Origin of the sequence: Dorea sp. AGR2135, assembly GCF_000420885.1 — a bacterium.
Classification (GTDB): Bacteria; Bacillota; Clostridia; order Lachnospirales; family Lachnospiraceae; genus Dorea; species Dorea formicigenerans.
This window is the reverse complement of record NZ_ATVU01000004.1, coordinates 161,233-185,061: the sequence shown is the minus strand read 5'-3', so window position 1 is coordinate 185,061 and position 23,829 is coordinate 161,233. Positions and strand designations below refer to the sequence as shown.

21 protein-coding genes, 1 pseudogene and 1 riboswitch are annotated in these 23,829 nt (G+C 40.5%); of the genes and pseudogenes, 7 read left to right on the top strand and 15 right to left on the bottom strand.

Annotated features, from left to right (window positions below; genetic code table 11):
• Positions 1-429: 429 nt before the first annotated feature.
• The 4 genes from G593_RS0104595 to G593_RS0104580 all read left to right on the top strand — a co-directional run bounded on the left by G593_RS0104595 (position 430) and on the right by G593_RS0104580 (position 3,274).
• A complete protein-coding gene (locus G593_RS0104595) occupies positions 430-624 on the top strand; it encodes a hypothetical protein (protein WP_004614488.1) in 195 nt (64 codons plus the stop codon).
• A 104-nt stretch (positions 625-728) separates the two neighbouring features.
• Entirely contained in the window at positions 729-1,949 is a 1,221-nt protein-coding gene (locus tag G593_RS0104590) for a tyrosine-type recombinase/integrase (protein WP_009243513.1), read from the top strand.
• Between the two features lie 300 nt (positions 1,950-2,249).
• A complete protein-coding gene (locus tag G593_RS0104585) occupies positions 2,250-2,672 on the top strand; it encodes an Hsp20/alpha crystallin family protein (RefSeq protein ID WP_005330910.1) in 423 nt (140 codons plus the stop codon).
• Positions 2,673-2,815: 143 nt separating this feature from the next.
• Positions 2,816-3,274: an Hsp20/alpha crystallin family protein gene (locus tag G593_RS0104580; protein ID WP_005330909.1), complete on the top strand. Its 459-nt coding sequence runs from the start codon at positions 2,816-2,818 to the stop codon at positions 3,272-3,274.
• Positions 3,275-3,461: 187 nt separating this feature from the next.
• On the opposite strand, the gene G593_RS0104575 is transcribed toward G593_RS0104580, so the two are convergent.
• The 5 genes and pseudogenes from G593_RS0104575 to G593_RS0104555 form a co-directional block, all read right to left on the bottom strand.
• Entirely contained in the window at positions 3,462-4,094 is a 633-nt protein-coding gene (locus G593_RS0104575) for an HD domain-containing protein (RefSeq protein WP_005330907.1), read from the bottom strand.
• A gap of 57 nt (positions 4,095-4,151) precedes the next feature.
• Positions 4,152-5,522, bottom strand: coding sequence for a PhoH family protein (locus G593_RS0104570; RefSeq protein WP_029730926.1), 1,371 nt, complete (start codon positions 5,520-5,522; stop codon positions 4,152-4,154).
• Positions 5,523-5,638: 116 nt separating this feature from the next.
• Positions 5,639-5,938 (bottom strand): annotated as a pseudogene (locus G593_RS0104565) (peptide deformylase); the annotation flags it as partial.
• On the bottom strand, positions 5,910-6,221 hold the full coding sequence (locus G593_RS0104560) for a winged helix-turn-helix transcriptional regulator (protein ID WP_029730924.1): 312 nt from the start codon (positions 6,219-6,221) through the stop codon (positions 5,910-5,912). The pseudogene G593_RS0104565 and the gene G593_RS0104560, both read right to left, overlap by 29 nt.
• Before the next feature lie 2 nt (positions 6,222-6,223).
• Positions 6,224-6,553, bottom strand: a complete 330-nt coding sequence (locus G593_RS0104555; RefSeq protein WP_029730923.1) for a cytochrome c biogenesis protein — start codon at positions 6,551-6,553, stop codon at positions 6,224-6,226.
• 611 nt (positions 6,554-7,164) lie between these two features.
• Between G593_RS0104555 and G593_RS0104545 the strand changes: the two genes are divergently transcribed.
• Entirely contained in the window at positions 7,165-8,493 is a 1,329-nt protein-coding gene (locus tag G593_RS0104545) for an MATE family efflux transporter (RefSeq protein ID WP_005341312.1), read from the top strand.
• A gap of 66 nt (positions 8,494-8,559) precedes the next feature.
• Here G593_RS0104545 and G593_RS0104540 read toward each other — a convergent pair whose 3' ends face one another.
• From G593_RS0104540 to G593_RS0104485, 10 genes are all read right to left on the bottom strand, one after another.
• The gene (locus G593_RS0104540) at positions 8,560-9,174 is read right to left on the bottom strand and encodes an AAA family ATPase (protein ID WP_005341311.1); all 615 of its coding nucleotides are present in this window, start codon (positions 9,172-9,174) and stop codon (positions 8,560-8,562) included.
• Positions 9,175-9,313: 139 nt separating this feature from the next.
• Positions 9,314-10,024 carry an ABC transporter ATP-binding protein gene (locus G593_RS0104535; RefSeq protein ID WP_005330898.1) on the bottom strand — a complete coding sequence of 237 codons (711 nt, stop codon included), beginning with the start codon at positions 10,022-10,024 and terminating at the stop codon, positions 9,314-9,316.
• Between the two features lie 50 nt (positions 10,025-10,074).
• Positions 10,075-10,836 carry an ABC transporter ATP-binding protein gene (locus G593_RS0104530; protein ID WP_005330896.1) on the bottom strand — a complete coding sequence of 254 codons (762 nt, stop codon included), beginning with the start codon at positions 10,834-10,836 and terminating at the stop codon, positions 10,075-10,077.
• 1 nt (position 10,837) lies between these two features.
• Complete coding sequence (locus G593_RS0104525; RefSeq protein ID WP_029730922.1) at positions 10,838-11,905, bottom strand: branched-chain amino acid ABC transporter permease; 1,068 nt, start codon at positions 11,903-11,905, stop codon at positions 10,838-10,840.
• 9 nt (positions 11,906-11,914) lie between these two features.
• Positions 11,915-12,799: a branched-chain amino acid ABC transporter permease gene (locus G593_RS0104520; protein WP_022278793.1), complete on the bottom strand. Its 885-nt coding sequence runs from the start codon at positions 12,797-12,799 to the stop codon at positions 11,915-11,917.
• A gap of 150 nt (positions 12,800-12,949) precedes the next feature.
• The gene (locus G593_RS0104515; RefSeq protein ID WP_022278792.1) at positions 12,950-14,122 is read right to left on the bottom strand and encodes an ABC transporter substrate-binding protein; all 1,173 of its coding nucleotides are present in this window, start codon (positions 14,120-14,122) and stop codon (positions 12,950-12,952) included.
• A 302-nt stretch (positions 14,123-14,424) separates the two neighbouring features.
• Positions 14,425-15,057, bottom strand: coding sequence for an ECF transporter S component (locus G593_RS0104505; RefSeq protein ID WP_022278791.1), 633 nt, complete (start codon positions 15,055-15,057; stop codon positions 14,425-14,427).
• A gap of 217 nt (positions 15,058-15,274) precedes the next feature.
• Positions 15,275-15,404, bottom strand: a riboswitch (FMN riboswitch).
• A gap of 64 nt (positions 15,405-15,468) precedes the next feature.
• Entirely contained in the window at positions 15,469-18,906 is a 3,438-nt protein-coding gene (locus tag G593_RS0104500; protein ID WP_029730921.1) for a pyruvate carboxylase, read from the bottom strand.
• A gap of 620 nt (positions 18,907-19,526) precedes the next feature.
• Positions 19,527-20,540 carry a DUF3878 family protein gene (locus G593_RS0104490; RefSeq protein WP_005335732.1) on the bottom strand — a complete coding sequence of 338 codons (1,014 nt, stop codon included), beginning with the start codon at positions 20,538-20,540 and terminating at the stop codon, positions 19,527-19,529.
• A complete protein-coding gene (locus tag G593_RS0104485) occupies positions 20,488-21,651 on the bottom strand; it encodes a transglutaminase domain-containing protein (RefSeq protein WP_044994028.1) in 1,164 nt (387 codons plus the stop codon). The genes G593_RS0104490 and G593_RS0104485 overlap by 53 nt, the downstream gene beginning before the upstream one ends.
• 248 nt (positions 21,652-21,899) lie before the next feature.
• Between G593_RS0104485 and G593_RS0104480 the strand changes: the two genes are divergently transcribed.
• Entirely contained in the window at positions 21,900-22,574 is a 675-nt protein-coding gene (locus tag G593_RS0104480) for a thiamine phosphate synthase (RefSeq protein WP_029730918.1), read from the top strand.
• A 239-nt stretch (positions 22,575-22,813) separates the two neighbouring features.
• Positions 22,814-23,821, top strand: a complete 1,008-nt coding sequence (locus tag G593_RS0104475; protein ID WP_005341298.1) for a PD-(D/E)XK nuclease family transposase — start codon at positions 22,814-22,816, stop codon at positions 23,819-23,821.
• The last annotated feature ends 8 nt before the right edge of the window (positions 23,822-23,829 follow it).

Here is a 23,829-nt window from a genome sequence, read left to right as displayed (position 1 = left end):
TTTAGCAGAGCATGGTTTAATGTCCCCCTCTTTCCTGCTCTGCCCTGCTTTTACATGAAAGCAACACGCTTTCGCCACAGCTCTTTGACAACTGAATAAAGCAGACAGATACGTTTGTGAGATAGCGAGCCACGGGGACTGTACGCCACGACCTTTCCAAAAGAAAGCGAGCGACCCACGCAGTGATCCGAGAGCGACTGTTGGAAAAGTCGTTTTGCCACGACCTATCCTCACAGAATAATGATACGTCCGCATGGTGCGGTTCTGCCCACAAGAATGGGAATAGTTGAGATACTAATGGAGCTTTCCAAAGCCGTCTGTCTGCTTATGTAACTTATAAATAGACACACAGTAAAGGGGGGTGTTACATTATGTTAAATACTGATGTGTTAAATGATGTGATGTTCCAGCGAGGTAAGGTGTTGGAATATGAATAAAACGAAGATAAGAGCAACGGAACAGCCGATTGCTGTTGATATAGAGGGACTGTCTGCTATGTTATCTTGTGGTCGTGCTACTGCAAGAAAGATTGGCGAGCAGGCAGGAGCAAAAATTGTGATAGGTCGCAGGGTTCTTTATTCCATAGAAAAAGTCAAGAAATACTTGTTATATTTGGAAGAATAGAGCGATTTTCTATTTATGTTCTCTGGCGTGTGTACTATAATAAGAAAGGACAAAGCACGCTGTGAGAACAAGAAAAGAGGCTTTTTCAGAAAGGAATGGTTCTCATGGCAATTAGTAGAAAAGACCCAAAAGGAAGAAAATTAAGAGAGGGCGAAAACTGGCGTAATGATGGAAGATACAGTTATCGTTATACAGATGTAAGAACAGGCAAGAGATTGACAGTCTATGCACAAGATTTACCAGAGCTTCGAGAAAAAGAGAAGCAGATTGCAAAAGATATGGAAGATAATATATTGACAGACGGAGCAATCAAAAAAATGACGCTTAACACGTTGTTTGAGCGTTATATGGCAACTCGTGAGCTGGCTGATACTACAAGAGTTAGTTATGTTCGTGCTTGGGAAAACAGAGTAAAAGACGAGATTGGAAATATTAAAGTTGTTCAGCTTTTACCCTCACATATTAAAGCGTATTATGCGAAACTTTCCAAAGCTGGATATGCTTATTCTACAATCAAGTATATTCACAACCTGCTTTATCCTGCATTAGAAATGGCTGTTGATGATGATATTATCCGAAAGAACCCTGCAAAAAGTTCCATTAGTGATTATGGAAAACCAGCAGAGGAAAAAGAAGCCTTAACAGTTTCTCAACAAGAAAAGTTTATGGAGTTTGTAAAACAGAGCAATGTCTATAACACATATTATCCTATGTTTACCATAATGATTGGTACGGGGTTAAGGTGTGGGGAGCTTATTGGTCTTACATGGAAAGATATAAACATCAAGGCAAAAACGGTTAATGTAGACCACCAGCTCATTTATAAGAATTTAGGCGACGGTTGCAAGTTCCATATCTCAACACCAAAAACGGAGTCGGGTATTCGTATTATACCTATGACACAAGAAGTTGCAAAAGCCTTTGAGGAACAAAGGAAAATCAATTTTATGCTTGCAAAGGATAAGAGCATTGAGGTGGACGGGTATTCGGGGTTTGTCTTTACAGCAAAATCGGGCAGACCGCTTATGCCGAATGGCGTAAATAGTGTTTTATACAACATTGTAGACGCATATAACAAAACCGAAGTAGAGAGAGCAAAAAAAGAGCATAGGAAAGCAGAGCTGTTACCAAAGTTTTCAGCTCATGTAATGCGTCACACAGCTTGTACCAGAATGGCAGAGTGCCGTATGGACGTAAAAGTTCTTCAATATATTATGGGACACGCTCATATAGATGTAACAATGGAAGTGTATAACCATATTGGAGAGCTGACAAGGATTGAAAATGAGATTGCAAGACTAGATAGTATGGTGTTAAATGCTTGACACCACAAAAAGAAAAATTGGTGTCAAATTGGTGTCAAAACAGAAAAAATCACAATTTCAAAAGAAATAAGATACTGCAAACCATTGATTTTAAAGGGTTTGCAAAAAAATAACAAAAATATTAGCACTCAGCCCTTGACAGTGCTAATAATAGGTGCTATATTACAGTTAGAACAAAGGAAGGGGAACAAAAGAAAGATAAGATTCCTGATCCGAAAGGTTCTGGTACACAACACATCGGATTTCTCCGACAGTGCTTAAATATATTTTATGAATGTCTTTTGAAAGGAGATATGACTTATGATGTTACCTAGTATTTTTGGAGAAAACTTATTGGACAATTGGTTTGATGATGGTTGGAATTCATGGGATTACAGCAATACAAGCCTCATGAACACAGACATTAAAGAGAATGATAATGATTATGAACTGACGATGAATCTTCCAGGTGTTAAAAAAGAAGATGTCACAGCAGAGCTGAAAGATGGTTACTTAACAATCCATGCTACATCTAATCAGAACAAAGATGAGAAAGATGAAGATGGCAAATATATCCGCCGTGAGCGTTACAGTGGTTCCTGCAACCGTAGCTTCTATGTTGGAGATGCTGTTACAGAGGAAGATATTAAGGCCAGCTTCGAGAATGGTACTTTGAAGATGACAATTCCTAAGAAGGAAGCAAAGGCTGTACCGGAGAAGAAATTCATTTCCATTGAAGGATAATTTCACAGCAAAACTGTATACAAGTTTTAGATTTGTTACACCTTCTTTGTAACCGTGGCGGTTCAAAAGAACCGCCTGCGGATCACATAGATGAGTAATTTGATTATAACGATTTTAGTATATATTTTTAGGAGGAATGACTTATGTTACCTAGCATTTTTAATGATAATTTATTTGATGATTTCTTTAACTTTCCATTTTACGATGACAAAGCAGAGCGTCGTGCAGAGAAAAAACTTTACGGACATCATGCTCACAACCTTATGAAAACTGACATCAAAGAGAAAAAAGACGGTTATGAGTTAGAGATGGATCTTCCGGGCTTTAAGAAAGATGAAATCACCGCTGAATTGAAAGACGGTTACATGACCATCAGTGCAGCAAAAGGTTTGGATCAGGACGAACAGGAGAAAGATACCGGACGTTATCTTCGTCGTGAGCGTTACGCCGGTGCCTGCCAGAGAACTTTCTATGTTGGAGAAGATGTTACAGAAGAGGATATCAAGGCTGAGTTCAAACACGGTATCTTGAAACTCTTCATTCCAAAGAAAGAAGCAAAACCAGCTGAACCAGAGAAAAAATTCATCTCCATTGAAGGATAATTTTCTCTCCCATTGAGAGTGTTTTCCTGTGAGATAGAATTTTCTCATAAATGTAATTTCCCCTCTTACCGGAAGAACCTGTCACTGGCAGGTTCTTCCAGATGCTTCGGCAACGAAAAGAAGTGTCACATCCCACAGTGGCACTTCTTTTTATTTACATTTTATTTGCACTTTTTATTCTTTATAATCAACAGATTTTATTTCCATTGGCTTTCATCTTAAATTTTAACCCCAGTATTTCTGCTGCTCTTTTACACATCAGCATGCGCTGCAGAAATATTTCAAAATAATCTAAAATAGAGCATATTTCTTCATCAAGTTCAATTTCCAATAAGATTACTTTTTTCTCAACATTAACCTGAAGACTGGAGGCAACTGCCGCATAATTAACACGATCGTGCATATCAAAATTCTCTTTGATCGGATTCCTTACACGGTTTCTTCTGACATCTGTCTTATCTGCCAGGATCAATGCCGCAGAAACAGCATCTACTGCAGTCCCAGTTTGTTCATCATGCTGACCGATTGCACTGACAATTGCCGCGATATCTTCATCTGGAAACTTCCATTCCCGAAGCAGCTGAAATGCCATCAGGGCAGAACTATGTGCATGATCTACACGGTTGACACAATTTCCCATATCATGCATATATCCTGCAATTTGGGCAAGTTCTACTGTATGTTCGTTATATCCTAATTTTTCCAAAATTTCTCCTGCTGTCTCGGCAACTTTTACTGCATGTCCTCTGGAATGTTCTGTATATCCTAAGATTCCTAAAACTCTATTTCCCTGTTCAATATATGCATTCACCTCCGGCATCTTTTTGATCGATTTATAAGTTATTTTATCCAATTTAAATATGTTCCCTTCTGTTATTTATAATCTTCGAATTGCGTCCATCGCCAGTTCCGATCGCTCACATTCTTCTGTTGACATCGTAATCTGATAGCAAAGCGGACTTCCTTTCATATACTCCGATGCATAACTGAGACCATTCGTTCTCTCATCAAGAAATGGGCGGTCAATCTGATTCGGATCTCCAAGCAACACAATTTTCGTTCCTTTTCCGGCTCTTGTAATAATTCCTTTCACCTGATTTGGTGTCATATTCTGAGCTTCATCGATGATTAAATATGTATTTACAAATGAACGTCCTCTTATAAAATTCATTGCTTCAGCCTGTATGATTCCTCTGGCAAATATTTCTTCTATTTTTCCTTGAAGTTCCTGTTCATCTTGATAACGAGCTTCCTCATCAGAATCAATTAACTGCTCCAGATTATCCATGATTGGGCGCATTAGCGGTGATATCTTCTCCTGCTCATCTCCCGGCAAAAATCCAATATCCGAATCAAACTGTGCATTCGGTCTGCAAATCAGAATTCTGCGATATTCCCCCGTCGGATTATTCAAGATCTTCTCCAGACCAACTGCGAGAGAATAAAATGTCTTAGCCGTGCCTGCCATACCTTTTACAATCACAAGCGGTGCCTCATCAGCCGGTTTCATAAGTGCTTCCTGAAGGAAATACTGACCTGAGTTTCTTGGCTTCACTCCATATGGTAAACTCTTTTTGTATTTTAAAGGCACAACTTTCTTACCTTCCACTCTTCCAAGATGTGTTTTCTTCAACGACTGATCTGCTTTTAAAATAACAAATTCATTTTCTACAAGTTCCGGTTGAATTTTATTTCCCATTTCATCTGACAAATATAATTCTTTGACAGAAACTCCTTTTTTCTTAAAATCTTTGAACTTATCCTCCGCTACAAAGCATTGTTGTCTGCCACTATACTGTTCTTCCTCTGCAATTACCTGCTCTGTACTAAAATCCTGCGCCTCAATCCCCATAATCTGAGCTTTTATTCGAAGCACCAGATCCTTTGTCACAAGTACTACTGGTTTTTCCTCATCAGAAATCCCTTTGCAGACTTTCAAAATCCTGTTATCCGCTTTATCTTCCGGCAAACTTTCAGGGAGTTCCACTCCGACACAATTAGCCTCGACTCTTAAAAAACCACCATTTTCCAACTCTACTCCCTTTAACAAGTCACCTTTCATTCGAAGCTTTTCTAAGAAACGTATGGCCCGTCTGGCATTTGCCCCTTTTTCACCTTCTGCTTTCTTGAGTCCGTCCAATTCTTCCAGTACGACCAATGGTAAAATAACCCGGTTTTCTTCAAAACACTGACATGCATACGGCGCCTGAATCAATATATTAGTATCAATCACATACGATTTAATCATCAACATCTCTCCTGCTCTGCATTTTCAAACTTATTCTGCAAGTTGTCGACCTTGCATCATCTAATATAACAAGGGAATATTGATTTTATTTCATGATTGTGTAAAATACGCGTAAATTAAATTACAATCCCGTTACAATGATCTATCTCATGCTGAATAATCTGTGCAATCCAACCAGTATATTTCTGACGCTGTTTTTTCCAGTTCATGTCCTGATACTCGAGTTCAATCTCCTGATATCTGGTACATGGACGCACGCCAATCAGTGACAAACATCCTTCTTCTGTCTGATAAGAACCACTTTTCTTCACAATTCTCGGATTGAACATGGCAACATTCATAAATCCCATATTCGCTGCAATAATCCGCTTCTTGACACCGATCATGTTAGCTGCCATACCGACACAGCCCTTCCGTCAACATCTGAAACCATTCATTCTCAGTAAGTTCCAGAAACTCAGCTACTATTCCATAATATCCGCTATAATCACCCAGCCCCACGTGTGGTCTGCTCTGCCTGATTAGTCCGTACCACTCATAATTCTCATTACGGCAGCACAAATCCTTCATATAAGGCGAATTATAAAGATAATGATTCACTGTGCTTCTGTCTTTATTCAGTTTCTTAGCAATCTCCCGTGCTTTAATTCCATCGCCAGAGGCAATCAGGGCATAAATGTCCCGTTCAATGATATCCATGATTAAAAGCTTGTCCTCCAAAGTGGAATCACATTAATAACAGGCTCTTCATACGGATGAACTGTCTTCACCGCTTCGATTGTCTTATCAACATTTTCTGTATATACTGTAACCTCCACTTTTAACTCCGGCTCACAACTGATTTCTCCGTTCGTCCCTATATATGGATTACAGCCGTCAAGCGGACGCCAATAACCAGTTACCGGACTCACCGACATACAGGAATCATAATTGCCGATGTGTCCCGCATCAACCTCCTGGAGAGCTTTCTGTAAGACTTCCAGGTGCGATGGCGGAAGAAAGATTTCTAATTTACAATACTTAAAGTCCATGGAAATACCTCTTTTGTTATTCTTATAGTTTATCCTTATTGTATCATAATAAGAATATCCCGTCTTCCATTTACACGTACAATCATCAGGCAATCATCATTATTTAATTAAGCCTCCTGATCATAATAATTATCCGGTTCTTTCACACATGTAACCTTCCGCCCAATTTCAAAAGGATTTTATCTAATCCTCCATATATTCTCTATAATCTACTTCACTTGCGAATAACATATATCTTCCTTGCACTAATCCCATGTAACCTTCTGATGTTGCATATCCTTTCATATTCTTCATCCTCCTTAGACATAATCTGTAATTTATATAGTTTCCATTGTCTCTTTGCTTTCTTATATCTATAGTTTACAGATTTAGATGTCCTATAAAAATGACAGGTTGACGTATAAAAATCTTTATGCTATTCTTATCTCGCTAAATCTGATTAATGTTTCGGATTCAAAGTAACATTTACAAAATACATATTCTAAAAACTACAGTGTGGACTTTTTCAGTTCAACTTTTTTTCGCCGCACAATTATAGACTTTTTATAATTGTACGGCTTTTTGTATGCCCGAAATAATTCGGTTAACATATTTTTAAGGAGGAAATATTTATGAATGATACATTTATGAAAGAAAAGCCGATTCTGCCTCTTTTGACTTCTATGGCGCTTCCTATGGTCATTTCAATGTTGGTGAACTCGCTTTATAATATTGTAGATAGTTTTTTCGTAGCTCAGATCAATGAGCAGGCAATGGCTGCCCTGTCACTGGTTTTTCCGGTACAGAACTTTGTGAATGCGACTGCCATTGGATTTGGCGTCGGAATCAACGCTATGATCGCATTCCATCTCGGAGCTGGCAATAAAGAAAATGCAAATGCTTCCGCAACTCACGGAATGATTCTTTCAGTGATACATGGATTTCTTGCTCTGATCATCAGCATTGCAATTATGCCAACATTTTTAGGAGCATTTACGAAAGATGAAAATGTTATAAAACTTGGATTAGAATATTCCAGAATTGTGTTTTTGTTCGCGCCAGTGATTATGATCAGTCTGGCTTTTGAGAAAATATTTCAGGCTGTAGGACGAATGAATGAGACGATGTTTGCACTTTTATGCGGCTGTATTTCCAATATCATACTGGATCCGCTGCTGATTTTCGGAATTGGATTCTTCCCAAAACTCGGAATTAAAGGTGCTGCGCTTGCAACCGGCATCGGACAGATTATTACTGTAATTGTTTATCTAATCTATTATGTGAAGAAGCCACTTCCGGTAAAGCTAAAAAAATCTTGTCTGCCCCTTCAACGATCCTTGGATTTTAGGCTCTACACAATTGGCGTACCAGCCATTTTAAACCTGGCTCTGCCTTCATTTTTAGTATCATTTCTTAATGGTGTTCTCTCCGCCTACTCCGACATTTACGTCGTAGTGCTTGGAATTTACTACAAATTGCAGACGTTCCTTTATCTTCCGGCAAGTGGAATTGTCCAGGGAATGCGTCCAGTCATTGGTTACAACTATGGTGCCGGAGAAATGGAGCGCGTAAGAAAAATTTTCCGTCTGGCGCTGCTTATGTGTGGTGGAATCATGACAGGCGGAACACTTCTGTGTCTGTTTTTTGCAAATGGTCTTATCGGAATGTTCACTACGAATCCTGAAACAATTCAGGCGGGCGGTCTTGCACTTCGCATTATCAGCTCCGGATTTATTGTTTCCAGTATCTCCGTTACTGCTTCCGGCGCACTGGAAGGCCTCGGAAAAGGGGTACAGTCACTGCTCATTTCTCTGATGCGTTATGTAGTTATCATTATGCCGGCGGCCTTTATTTTAAGCCGTATCCGGGGTGCTGTCGGAGTATGGAATGCATTCTGGATCACAGAACTTATCAGCGCAATAGCTTCTGTGTGGATCTATAGAAAAAGTCTGAAACACTAAATTGGGGACACCCTGAATCGTTGATGGGGACGTAACACTTTTGCAAAGTGCTACGTCCCCATCTTACTATTTTATCTTGATATAAGATTCAATCAACTCTACTGTCTTCTCAAATCCAAGTTTTCCGCTGTTGATGCACAGGTCATAATTTTCTGCATCATCCCAGCTTCTTCCTGTGTGATAATGATAGAAGTCTGAACGGTATTTGTTGGTTCGTTCGATGTATTTCTCCATCTCTTTTTCGCTCATGCTGACACGCTCTAATGCGGATTTCATCTGGAAATCGTGATCTGCATGAACGTATACGCTGATCATGTCCGGATCGTCTTTTAAGACAAAGTCAGCGCATCGTCCGATCAATACACAAGAACCTTCTGCTGCGTATTTTTTAATGATCTCAGCTTCGTAGTTAAAGAGATTCTGATCCGATGTAAATTCTTTGCTTTCCGGTGGAAGGAGTTCTCCGCTATATACGTTGGTGGATAGCAGGAATTTCGGTAACCTTTTCAGGCGTTCATCTCGTGCATTGAACATACTCTCATTAATACCACTTTCCTCGGAGGCACGCTGCAGGATTTCTCTGCTGTAGCATGGAATTCCGAGTTTTTCTGCCAGCATGTACCCGATGGTCTTTCCACCGCTTCCATACTGTCTGTTGATTGTTATTACTACTCTTTTCATAGCAATTCCCCCAATCTTTTTCTGTTACTTATATTCTATATGTAACATCTCATTTATGCAAGTCTTGCTCTAACAAGCCTCAATCTGAAACTCATAGAAGAAAACATTACTCTTCCCTGAACTTCTACACATTTGCCATCTATTCACCAAGATATGCCTTCTTAACTGCATCGTCGTTCATCAGCTCTTTTGCATCTCCGCTGAGCAAGATTTTACCTGTCTCTAATACATAGGCGCGGTCTGCGATTTCCAATGCTTTCTTCGCATTCTGCTCTACGAGAAGTACTGTCGTTCCCGTTTTTCTTACTTCTTTGATAATGTCAAAGATCTCGTTTACAAAGATTGGTGAAAGTCCCATGGAAGGCTCGTCCATGACGATCAGTTTCGGTTTTGACATAAGCGCCCGTCCCATTGCCAGCATCTGCTGCTCGCCACCGGAGAGTGTTCCGGCTCTCTGGTCTTTTCTTTCTTTCAAACGAGGGAATCTCTCATAGACCATAGCAAGCGTCTGTTCAATCTCCTCTTTGTCTTTTCTTGTGTATGCACCCATTTTCAGATTCTGGTATACGCTCAGATCTGCAAATACACGACGTCCTTCCGGTACGTGTGCGACTCCCATGTATACAATTTTGTGAGCAGGCACTTTTGTAATATCCTGTCCCTCAAATGTTACAGTTCCTTTCTTTGACGGAAGAAGACCTGTAATTGTATGAAGTGTGGTTGTCTTTCCGGCTCCATTTGCTCCGATAAGAGCCACAACTTCTCCTTGGTTTACTTCAAACGAAATGCCTTTGATTGCCTGGATCATTCCGTAATATACTTCCAAATCCTTTACTTCAAGCATTGCCATATTCTTATTTCCTCCTGTCTGGCTTTTCTTTACGTTTGTTTCCGGTTCTCTTATTCATCTCCAAGATATGCAGAAATAACTTCAGGGTTATTCAACACATCTGCTGTTTTTCCCTGTGCCAGTACCTGACCGAAATTCAGAACTGTCAGTTCTTCGCAAATTCCGGATACCAGTTTCATGTCATGCTCGATCAGAAGTATTGTCATTCCAAAATGTTCTCTCACGAACTGGATCGTCTCCATCAGTTCTCCCGTCTCATTCGGGTTCATACCTGCGGCAGGCTCGTCCAGAAGAAGAAGCTTCGGCTCTGTTGCCATAGCACGGGCAATCTCCAGCTTTCTCTGCTTACCATATGGAAGGTTCGTTGCCAGCACATCTGCTTCACCGTCAAGATCAAAAACCTTCAAGATTTCCATAGCCTTCTCGTCCATGGCTTTCTCTACTTTTTTGTATTTTGGAAGCCGTAAGATTCCTTCCAGTGTAGAATATTTATAGTGATTGTGAAGTCCTACTTTTACATTATCAAGTACTGATAACTGCTTGAACAGACGGATATTCTGAAATGTTCTTGCAATACCTGCTTTGTTGATGTCAATCGTCTTCTTACCTGTAATATCCTCGCCATCCAGTTTGATAATTCCCTCATTTGGCTTATACACACCTGTCAGAAGGTTGAATACCGTTGTTTTACCGGCTCCGTTCGGTCCGATCAGTCCGTAAAGTTCCCCTTTTTCGATCTGCATTTCAAACCCGTCTACTGCACGCAGTCCTCCGAAGGAAATGGACAGATTTTTTACATCTAATAATGCCATCTTATGCTTCCTCCTTTACTGCTTTTTTCTGTTTGAATTTTGCCAAATGTTTTTCTCTCCACTCAATTGCTTTCGGAGCCCAGTTAAAGAGCATCATGACAATCAATACAATTGCGTAAATCAGCATACGGTAATTGGACAGCCCACGCAGAAGTTCCGGAAGCAGTGTCAGGATTGCTGCTGCAATAATAGAACCTCTCACACTTCCAATGCCTCCCAGAACAACAAATACAAGAATCATGATAGACATGTTGTAACCAAAGTTCTGTGGTGTTGCCATCAGCGATGACAGATTATGTGAGTAAAGCACTCCAGCCATTCCTGCAATTGCTGCAGACAGAGAAAATGCAATCAGTTTATATTTTGTTATATTGATTCCTACGGATTCTGCTGCAATACGGTCATCACGAACCGCCATGATCGCGCGTCCGGTTCTGGAGCTGATCAGATTCAGAACAATGACAAGTGTGATCAGAATTAATATAAATCCAATAGTAAATGTACTGTCTTTCGGTGTTCCGCTGATTCCCTGTGGTCCGTTCAGAAGAATCTTTCCATCCGGCTCCATGTTCAAAGACACGGAATCCTTCATTGAAAAATGGAATCCTTTAGAATCTTTGCCAATATAAAAGACATTAATTACATTTTTAATAATCTCGCCAAACGCCAGTGTTACGATTGCCAGGTAATCTCCGTTCAGACGAAGTACCGGAATTCCAATTAGGATTCCGAAAATTCCTGCGCACACTGCTCCGAGCAGAAGAGCAATCATGAATCTTAAAAGATTCGGCTCAATGACACCTTTCATGCATTTAGAGAAAAATGCACTTGTAAATGCTCCGATACACATGAATCCGGCATGTCCAAGGCTCAGTTCTCCAAGAAAACCTACGACCAGGTTCAGAGAAATTGCCAAAATGATGTAAGTACAGATTGGTACAAGTAATCCTGTAAATAAGCTAGACAGGCTTCCACTTGTAACAAGTACCTGGATTACTGCGTAAACTACGATTACCATAAGATATGTAATCATGTTGTTTTTTGTTGTTTTATTCATATTCTTTAACATTCCTGCCACCTACACTTTCTCCTGGATATTCTTACCAAGAATTCCAGTAGGTTTTACAAGAAGTACCACGATCAGAACTGCAAATACGATTGCATCTGCAAGCTGTGAAGAAATGTATGCTTTTCCGAGAATCTCAATGATTCCAAGAATAATTCCTCCTATCAGCGCTCCCGGTACAGAACCGATTCCACCAAATACAGCTGCTACGAACGCCTTGATACCAGGCATGGAACCTGTATAAGGTGTCAGGCTTGGGTATGCAGAGCAGAGCAGTACACCTGCGATTGCAGCAAGTGCGGATCCGATTGCAAATGTCATGGAAATAGTCTTATTTACATTAATTCCCATAAGCTGTGCTGCACCTTTGTCCTCGGATACAGCCAACATTGCCTGACCTGCTTTTGTCTTATTAATAAACAGCATCAGACCTGCCATAATAACAATACATAGTACAATTGTCAGGATGGTTGTTCCTGTAATTGTAAGCTTTCCACCTGCCAGTTTTAAGTTCGGCAATTGGATGACTTCTGGAAATGATTTCGTATTAGAACCAAAAATCAGAAGTGCCAGGTTCTGAAGCAGGTAGCTGACACCGATTGCTGTAATCAGAACTGCCAGTGGAGATGCCGCATTACGAAGCGGGCGATAAGCAACTCCTTCAATTACAATTCCAAAAATTGTGCAGGCGATCGTCGCAATAATGATTGCAACAATTGGATTCAGACCTGTGCCTGTCACACAAGTCAATACGATATATGCTCCGACCATAATAACGTCACCATGGGCGAAGTTCAACATCTTAGCAATACCGTATACCATGGTATAGCCAAGAGCGATGATCGCATATACACTTCCAAGGCTGATACCATTAATGAGATAAGATATAAAACTCATTTTTCTTCTCCTTCCTTTAACTAAAATTTTTACCTCTCAATTATAATGATGTTGGGGGCAAAAGCCCCAACTATGATGCAATATGTGAGAAAGGCTGCCACAGCAATTCTGTAGCAGCCGCTTATCACTATTTTAACTTATCGGGCTGAATTAGTCCATGGATACATATACACCATTTTCAATCTTAACACCCTTAGGTGCCTTGTTCGGCTCACCGTTCTTCTCCCATGTGATTCCGTCTACACCTGTCAGACCGTCAATCTTGATCTTTGTCATAGCGTCCATCAATTTGTCGCACATCTCTGAGTAATCCATATCCGGTGTTACATCCGCTTCCTCTGCTGCAGCTTTGATAGCGTAAATTGCATCATATGCATCTGCTGCAAACTGAATTGGTGTATCGCCGTATTTATCTTCATATGCTTTTGTGAATGCCTGAGTCTTCTCATCCTGTGCATCAGATGCATAAGGTGTCAGAAGCATCGTTCCCTCTGCAAGAGATTTATCAAATCCCTCTACACCAAGGATTCCGTCAAGTCCATCACATCCAAAGAATGTCGGATGATAATCTAACTTAGCTGCCTGCTGTAAGATAGCAGATGCTTCCTGATAGTAGATTGGAAGGAATACAAGATCAGCTCCTGATGACTGTGCCTTCTTTAACTGTACAGAAAAGTCTGTCTTATTATCTGCTGTAAATGCTTCTGCTGCTACAACATCAAGGCCTTCTTTCTTAGCCTCTGCTGCGAAGTTTGTGTAAATTCCATTAGAATATACATCGGAGCTGTTATAAATAACTGCTATCTTTGTTGCAAGTTTGTTCTTTGCAATGTACTCTGCAGATTTTGTTCCCTGTTCAGGATCTGAGAAACAAAGGCGGAATACGTTGTCGTGATCCTCAACGCTCTCTACTGCTGTTCCGGAAGGTGTGATCTGGAACATGTGATCACTGTCTGTCTCAGATGCTACTGCTGTACAAGAACCAGATGTTACAGTTCCCATAAGAATCTGCATACCCCAGTCTTTCAGAGTATTGTAAGCATTCACAGCTTTCTCTGCATCTGCCTGATCATCTTCTGTCTTGAACTCAACCTGCTTACCATTGATTCCACCATTTTTATTAATCTCTTCTACAGCAAGCTTTGCACCGTTGTCTACTGCTTCACCATATGCTGCTGCATCTCCTGTCATCGGTCCGATTCCACCAATTTTAAATACATCTGATTTTGAATCTGAGCTTCCGCTCTTAGAACCACAGCCTGCCATCATGCTGACTGCCAGTGCTGATACTAATACAGCACTTACAACTTTTTTAAATTTCATAATTCCTATCCTCCAACTCTGTTTTTGTATTGACCTTATAATATCTCCTTCTTTTCCGTCTGTCAATGAAATTTTTAGATTTCACTCTGTTTTTTTATCAGTACAATCTTTTTACATAATAGAAAATAGCAGGTAAACATATCGCTTTCAATGTCATATTTAAGCTCTGACATTGAGTGCCATATATCCACCTGCTATTTTTTAATATTTTCCTTCTATATAATGATGTTGGAACAAAACCCCCACTGATACAAGCTTGTTTCTCACCACCTATAGAGGCGGGAGTCATCTCCCAGCTGATATTATCTCATTTTCAGAATCGGACTGATCTTCTTGTAGATCAGAAGTACTACAGCGGATACCATTGCACCTTTCAAAAGGTTAAATGGTGCTACTGCAAATACGACAAATGTAAGTAAATTCGTAATATGACCATTTACTGCTGTTCCCATTCCTACCAACGCATCGATTGGCATGCTAAATGCTTTTGCATAAGCCGGAAGTAATACATATGCATTTAAAAAGCAACCGATAAATGCCATAAATACAGTTCCTGCTGCCATTCCGATCATTGCACTTTTTCTGGAGTGTTTTGCTTTATAGATCCATGCTGCCGGAAGGATAAAGGCACAACCAATTGCAAAGTTGGCAATATCACCGACACCTGCTGTAGATGTTCCACTGATCAGAAGATGTAATACGATTTTAATAAGTTCGATCATTGCTCCTGCTGCCGGTCCCATTGCAAAGCAGCCGATCAGTGCCGGAACTTCGCTGAAATCAATCTTGTAAAATGCCGGTGCAAATGGAAGCGGTATTTCAAATGCCATTAAAATAACTGCAATTGCCCCCAGCATTCCCACCTGGGTAATGAATCTTACTTTTGACATACCTGCTGTGTTTGACTTGTTCTGTGTTGCTACATTTGTACTCATTTCTTTCTCTCCTTTTTATCTGCGGTGTGTCTGAGCTGTGCAAATGAAAACCTCAGGCACTGCCCTCTTTTATTTTAAGTAAGAAAGAATACTTCTTTTGGAACTATGCTTCTTTAGAATGTATCACTAAAAAAGGTCCGCCGAACCTTTTTGTCGTATGCTTGACAACACAAAATCCCCCGACGCTTACGCTTCGGGGGATTGACATACATTCACCATAATTCTTCTCTCATCCAGACTTTACTGTCGGTTCCGGAATCTCACCAGATCAGCCACTGCATACACTTACACAGCGGGTCGCGGACTTTACCGCCGGTTGGGAATTACACCCTGCCCCGAAGAATCTCTCTTATCTGTATTTGATTATAATCCTCTGATTAGTCCTTTTCAAGACTTTTTTCAAAAATCTTTTTACTGGAAGGACATCATCAAATCGTCCTGATGCACTGTTTCACCTGGTTTTACATAAATCTTGTCTACAACACCTTCGATCGTAGATACAACAATTGTCTCCATCTTCATAGCTTCCAGAGTAAGAAGCGGTGTATTGACTTTGACCGGATCTCCCTCTTTGACAAGGACATTTCCTACGATACCTGGGATATTTGCTCCAAGCTGTTTCGGATTGGACTTGCTTGCCTTAAGCTTACGATCTGTCTTGATCTCCAGTTTCTTATCCAGAATCTTGACGTTACGGATAGATCCATTTACCTGGAACATCAATGTACGGTATCCGTCCTCGTCCGGCTCGCTTGCTTCCAGATATTTGATCAGAAGTTCCTTTCCTTCGCCAATCTTCAAGTTAGTCTCCTCACCCTTTCTAAGGCCATAGAAGTATACGTGACTTTCCAATCTTGTAACATCATTGTAAATCTCAAAGTGTTCGCAATAGTCCTCATATACCTTCGGATACAGCGCATAGCTGACTGCTTTCTTGCACATATCTGCTTCTGAGCGATCCTCATAATGATATTTCTCGCACAGATCCTTCTTAATCTGATCCAGATCAACTGCCGGGAGAAGTGCACCTGGACGTTCTGTCAGTGGTTTAATATCTTTCAGGACAATCTTCTGCAGCTCCTTCGGGAATCCACCATACGGCTGTCCCATCATACCCTGGAAATAAGATACGACGGAATCCGGATAGGATAATCCGGCACCTTCTGTCAGAATATTATCTTTTGTCAGGCCATTCTTGTACATAAAGATAGCCAGATCACCGACTGCCTTGGAAGTTGGAGTTACTTTTACGATGTTTCCAAGCAGATCATTGGCGTCTTTGTAAAGTCCCTTGATTGCTTCAAAATCATCCGGTGATCCCATACTTGTTACCTGTGCAAGCAAGTTGGAGTACTGTCCTCCTGGAATCTCATATTTGTAAATCTCTGTGTTTGGAGATTTCATATCACTTTCAAATGGTGCATATACTTCACGCACACGGCTGTAGTAGTGACTTAATTCTGTCAGTTCCTCCGGCTTCAGGCCTGTGTCACGTCTTGTTCCACGAAGTGCCTCTGCTACTGCGTTCATAGACGGCTGACTGGTCAGTGATGACATAGACTCAATTGCCAGGTCGACAATATCTACGCCGGCTTCTGCCGCCATCATAACAGTACTTACACCATTTCCCGTGGAATCGTGTGTATGCAAATGTAATGGTACATGAAGTTCTCTCTTCAGTGTGCTGATCAGTTCTTTTGCTGCCAGCGGCTTCAGAAGTCCTGCCATATCCTTGATCGCAATAGAATGGCATCCTAAAGACTCCAGTTCTTTCGCCATCTTCACATAATAATCTAATGTATACTTTGTCTCGTTCGGACTTGTAATATCTCCTGTATAGCAGATTGCACCTTCAACGATCTTTCCAGTCTTAAGTGCCTCCTCGATTGGCAGTTTCATAGTCTCGATCCAGTTCAGACTGTCAAAAATACGGAATACATCGATTCCATTCTCTGCTGAAATCTGAATGAACTCTTTTACAAGGTTGTCCGGATAGTTGCTGTATCCAACGGCATTGGACGCACGAAGCAACATCTGGATCAATGTATTCGGCATACGCTCTCTTAAAGTTGTCAGACGTTTCCACGGTGACTCCTTCAGGAATCGGTACGCTGTATCAAATGTAGCACCTCCCCATGCCTCTACTGAAAATGCGTTCTGCATAAATGCATTTGTCGCATAAGCGGCACCGCACAGATCTTTGCTACGCATACGTGTTGCCACCAGTGACTGCTGCGCATCACGCATACTTGTATCTGTAACATAAAGCTTTTCTTCTTTTAAAATCTTCTGCATGTAGCCTTCTGCACCAAATTTTAAAAATTCATCTCTTGCACCATAGACCGGTTTATCATGGTCAAATGTCGGCAGAATACGGTTATCGAACTGTTTCTTCTTACCCATGTCAGAATTGATGATACGATCACCGATAAACTCAATGATCTTAGTCGCACGGTTCAGGCTGTGTGTCAGGCGGAATAACTCCGGTGTCTCCTCGATAAATGTTGTGTAACACTGACCGGACTGGAATGTCGGGTGGTTCAGCACATTGATCAGGAACGGAATATTTGTCTTAACTCCACGGATACGCATCTCCTGAAGGGCACGCTCGGATTTTCTCACTGCGCCTGCAAAGGTACGGTCATGAGAAATAATCTTTACAAGCAGACTGTCATAGTGTGGTGATACAACGGCTCCGACATATGCACAGCCACCGTCCAGACGGATACCATTACCGGAACCGGAACGATATACTGTCATCTCACCTGTATCCGGCAGGAAGTTATTTGCCGGATCTTCAGAAGTAACACGAGTCTGAATAGAATATCCGTTACATGTAACATCTTCCTGTGATTTAATATGTATCTCCTCTGAATCAAGAGCATATCCTTCTGCAACCAGGATCTGAGCCTGCACGATATCAATTCCTGTCACCATCTCACTGACTGTATGCTCTACCTGAATACGAGGGTTCATTTCAATAAAGTATGGATTGTTATCTCTGTCTACCAGAAACTCCAGTGTTCCTGCATTAACATATCCAACATTTTTACAAAGACGGATTGCTGCATCAAAAATCTTCTCTCTTGTCTCGTCTGGAATGGTAAATGCCGGCGCATACTCTACGACCTTCTGATGACGTCTCTGCACAGAGCAGTCACGGTCGAACAGATGCACAACATTGCCGTAATTATCTCCGATTACCTGAACCTCAATATGCTTTGGTCCTTTCAGATACTTCTCAACGAAAATCATATCATCACCGAAAGCTTTTTTAGATTCATTTCTCGCCTCGTTGAATTCTTTTTCCAGATCAGCCGGATCATTGACAATACGCATACCGCGTCCGCCACCACCGTTGGAAGCTTTCAGCATAATCGGATATCCGACCATGTCTGCGATCTTCGCTGCCTCTTCATAAGATTTCATCGCGTGATCTACTCCAGGGATGATCGGTACATCTGCTGCAATGGCAATCTGTTTGGAAGAAATCTTATCTCCCATTGCTCTCATAATATCACTGGAAGGTCCAATAAATGTAATGCCATTCTGTTCACATGCATCTACAAACTCCGGATTCTCTGACAGGAACCCATATCCAGGATGGATTGCATCTACGCCTGCATTCAGTGCGATCTTAATAATTGTATCAATATCAAGATATGCATCGATCGGTCCTTTATCAGGATTCAGGGGATAGGATTCGTCTGCTTTGGAACGGAAAAGAGCGTATCTGTCTTCCTTAGAATAAATGCTGACTGTCACAATTCCGAGCTCATTGAGCGCGCGGAATACTCGAATGGCGATTTCCCCACGGTTCGCCACCAGAACTTTCTTGAACTGTTTCATTGTCTTCTTCCTCTCTTTTTTTATTGGTTTGCAATTAGCCTTTTTCTCTCTAATCCCACGGGCAATTACAACTTGACCAAAAAGTCGCATGATAGTTCATCTGCCCCACACGGATTACATGCACTTTTGATTTAGTTTACAGGATTTTTCTGAGAAATGCAAGATAAAAATATGACAACTTCATTTTTCAACAATAGTTAAGAAAATAACAATGGAATTTGCAAGATTTTAAATTATAAATTTCATTTTAGCCTCTTTTTTTCCCTTTTTCTTGTCTATAACAGATAAAAATTGCATCAAAACTTTTCTTTTCCATGATTCACACTTTTTTAACAATCTAAACACAAATCGAAAACATTTTTTCATTATTATATAGACATCAGCAAGAGAGATGCTGAGATATAAATAACTATTTTCTTTTTCATACTTTTTCCTTTGAGAGTCTTCCGGTGGGAGGGCTCTTTTTATTATGTAAAGAATGTTCGAATTTTCTCTGTTAATGCAGTGTCCCGCGGCCATGCTCCAGCGTATACGTGATTTTTTAAATTAGTTTTTGTTACAAAATATAAAGAGGCGAATCTCTATATCATTCATAAATTGTCTTGCATTAAATTTATAAATTAATTTATTCTTCTGACATTGACGCCCCTGTTTTTTCCCTGCCACTTATAAATCATGAGATAAACCTTATAGTCGAGTTCGTCTTGTGCGGTGACGAATGGCTCTTCTCTTAGTACCTCGGATTTGATTCCCTGCTGATAAAGTTCTGCCTGCTCTTTTTTTGCCTGACTGATAAGTTTCTGATGTCTTTCATCAGCTTCTTTTCCGAAACTCCGGTTTGGATAGTTTGCGGCTTCTTGTTTGAGTTTTTCTGTCAGAAGTTCTATGAAGCGTACATGTTTTGTCTGATGTAATTTTACGGCTATGTAACGACTCATTCTCATACCATGATGTTTCCGGTAATATTTTAATAACTTTATCATGCTTTTATCGTCTGCTTCTTCTGCGAATTCTTCCATGACTGTGATTGCCTCTTCTGACGGCTGCCACGGATTATCTTTTGGTACAATATATTGATCCGGCACTGCCGGGTAACAGCAGTAATTGAGTGGCGGGAACTGTTCTAACATTGCCAGTTTCTGTTCTGTCGGTGTGCAGAATTCCGGTCCCAGATATTCTAATTTGTCCCGTAAAATTGCAATGCGATATTCCAGTTGTCTTAAGTATTCGTACCCTTCCACCCAGAAATGTCCGATTTCTCCATAATTGTATAAATGTACTTCCACTGACAGCGACTGGTAAAAGAGCGTTACAACGGAATCGTCCTGATGTACCACAAGCACATATTCTCCATTTTCATAGGTAACTGATGCATCCAGTGGTCCTTCATAATCGTCCTGATAAATTCCGGTCATTCGCGCACCGTGAAATACAAGAAAACTTTCCACTGCATCGTTCATCATATAAACCAGTTTATACTCTGGCAGAAGTAATTCGAACTGATCTTGTTCCAAAAGTTCTTCCAGCATCTCCAAAGCTCTCTCCTGACTAATCTGGTACGCCTGATTTTCCACATTTTCTTTATTCTTTTGCTCTGCTTTCCACACATTTTCTGTGCTTTTCTCTGTTTCCAATTATCTCTCGCTCTCCTTCATTGGCATCTTCCATCACAACTTTCGTTTCTCTGATCATGCCTTCCGGCAGTTCCTGATACTCCACCCTCAAGACTGCCTGTGCCCAGTTCAGACTAATCTGAGGCTGTTTATTTTTCTCACGTCCGGCTCTCTCGATTTCTTCCAGAAGTTCTTTTAACACTTCTTTGGTCAGATAGCCGCCTCGCCAGTGAAAGGTCAGCACGCGTCCTTTCTTCGCTGCCTGAAGCGACCGCTTGTATACATCTTCTATCTTTGTAAATGACAGTTTCTTTTCTTTATAATAGTAGCGTCCGCCCTCGTTGCATGCTGGAGCCGGATACAACAGTGGTTCGTGATCCCGGAAAATGTTTTTATCATCCAGGTTAAAATAATCGTACCTGAAATCCATCTGTTCTGCTTTTCCGGCTTTGTTCTTTCCCGATGTGTTGCGTGGAGTTTTGTTTTCCGGTTTCTGATTTTCTTTTTTCTCATAATTGCCAAGCGTATTGTCAAATGTTACGTCCAGGTGATAATACTGTCCGTCAATCTTTACGATATTCCATGTATGACGGTACTTAATCCCTTTTTCCGGATTATTTCCACACACTGCGATCATACACCAGATTCCAAGGACATCACACAATACCTTCACGGATTTTGCAATTCCTTCACATACGCCTACCCCATGCCCTAAAGGTCCGATAATCTCATGGGAATAAGGTTTTTTCAGCTTATCATAATGTATACTTTCACATAAAAAGTCGTGTATATATTTTTCCTTGCCCCACTGGGAAAATGTTTTCGCTTCTCTTGTGATTTTCTCTACTCGGGCTGTCATGGCTTTCTGATGTTCTTTTATCTTTGCTTTTTCAAATAAATATTCCGGCACAAAAATCAGATTGGGAGAATCGTTGTAATATTTATACTTATAGCCTGTTGCCCAGAAAATTTCCGGATGATCCAGCCGGAGCTTGAAAAAGACATTATAAAGTGCCTCACCCTCCAGTCTTGGGATCTGAATCTCTTCATCTATATTTAAAAATCCCTGATACAAGGCATGATAAACTGCCTGTTCTATTTTATTCATCCTATTATAATAGTACTGTTCCATGTAATTTCCCGTAATCCTTTTCTATCATTTCAAGTTTTTGTCACTAATAATGATTGCGAGTTTTCTGTCACACGCAAATTCAAGTCGAACATTGCAACTAGAGTATAACATATATTATGAATATTTTCGTGTTTCTTTGAAGCATACATTGACATTCCATATCAGACTTTTTATACTGGGAAATGTAAATTTCAAAGAAGAGCTTATGTAATAGGCTGTGAGGAGTTTTCAGAAAGTAGGAATCCAATATGAACTGTAATGATTCTATGATAAATAATTCTATTCTCAAGAAGAGGAATGATACTGGCAAAAATTTCCAAATCCTTGCTATTTCAAACCGACATCTCTGCAATCAACCTTTTGAAGACCAGATTAAACGGGTCTGCGAATGGCACCCGGACGCTCTCGTTCTTAGAGAAAAGGATCTGCCAGAAGACGAATACAAAGCATTAGCAAAAAGTATTCTGGATATCTGTAAAGCTTACGATGTCCCATGTATCTTACATACTTACTGGAAAGCAGCGCTGGAACTTGGACATGATGCCATTCATTTGCCACTGCCTCTGTTACGGGAGTTGTCTGCCGAGTCGCAGAAGCATTTACAAAGTCAGAATTCGACAATCTCGCAGAGTTTTCATGTTACGGACTTCCATAAAATCGGCACATCTGTTCATTCTGTCGAGGATGCCATGGAAGCAGAACGGCTCGGTGCGACCTATGTGACAGCCGGACACATTTTCACAACAGATTGTAAGAAAGGCCTGCCGCCACGTGGACTTGATTTTTTGAAAAATGTCTGTGATGCAGTCACGATTCCTGTCTACGGAATCGGCGGAATAAAATTTGACCCGCAGCAATGGAACAGCCTGAAAAAACAAGGTGCCTGCGGCGGGTGTATTATGTCAGGAATGATGCAGCTTTAAAACTGCATCTTTTTTATTGTGTAAACGACGACTGACATTCTCAATAACATCTTGTATTCTTTCCCTTTCCATGTTATCCTATATCCACATTTACAGAAACGTATTCTGCGAATCTGCAAAAGTTTCAAGCCTTCGGGCATCTTGATTTCGGTGTTTCATTTTCGAAACTGTTACCCGATATGAAGAGAACATTCGCAACTGTCAACTATTTTCAATTTATTTCTTAGGAGGAATCGCCTATGACAAACAAACTGCAACAATATTTTCCAATGCTTCGTACACGGGAAGAAACACTTCACAAAATCGAGCACCGGCCAAATTTACGACACATCTTTTACAGTTGGTCCGAAAAAGCACAGAATGAATTTCTTGACTTCACTTCCGGCGCAAAAGGTGTAAAAATGATGTATGATTTCGCAAGTAAAGAACTTCTTAATCCGGAGACTCATCGGGAACGGGTAAATGAATTTCTTTCCTTGCTTCTTGGACAACCTGTAAAAATCCTTGAAGTTCTTCCTAATGACGGAACAAGGCTTGCCGATGAATCTACATTGTTAATCACGGATATTGTCGTTGAACTTTCTGATAGCAGCATTGTAAATCTGGAAATTCAAAAAATCGGGTATGATTTTCCCGGACAGCGAAGTGCCTGCTACTCTGCTGATCTTCTACTTCGTCAGTATAAACGAGTCCAACAGAAAAACAGCCTGAAAGACTCTCATGCCAAAGTTCATTATAAAGATATCAAAAATGTTTACACCATTGTGTTGTTTGAGAAAAGTCCAAAATCATTTTATAAATATCCAAATGTTTTCCTACATCATTTTGAACAATGTTCCGATACTAGACTAGAACTTGATTTATTGCAAAAATATCTCTTTGTACCTCTTGACATTTTCAAAGAAATTAAGCACAATGAAAGTATACCAATAAACTTAAAAGACCGACGGGAAGCATGGCTGGCATTCTTGTGTATGGATGATCCGGAAGACATTCTTGTAATTCTGGAGCAATACCCGGACTTTAAAGAATGCTATGAACAAGTCTATGAAATTTGTCGGAATATCGAGGAGGTAATGTCCATGTTTTCAAAAGAATTGGCTGAATTAGACCGCAATACAACTGAATTTATGATAGACAGAATGCAAAAGGAAATTGATCAGCAAGCTGAGAAATTAAAAGAAAAAGATCGTATTATTGCTGAACTGCAGGCAACTAATGAGAGCCTTAAAAAGAGAAAAATCTAGTTAAAAAT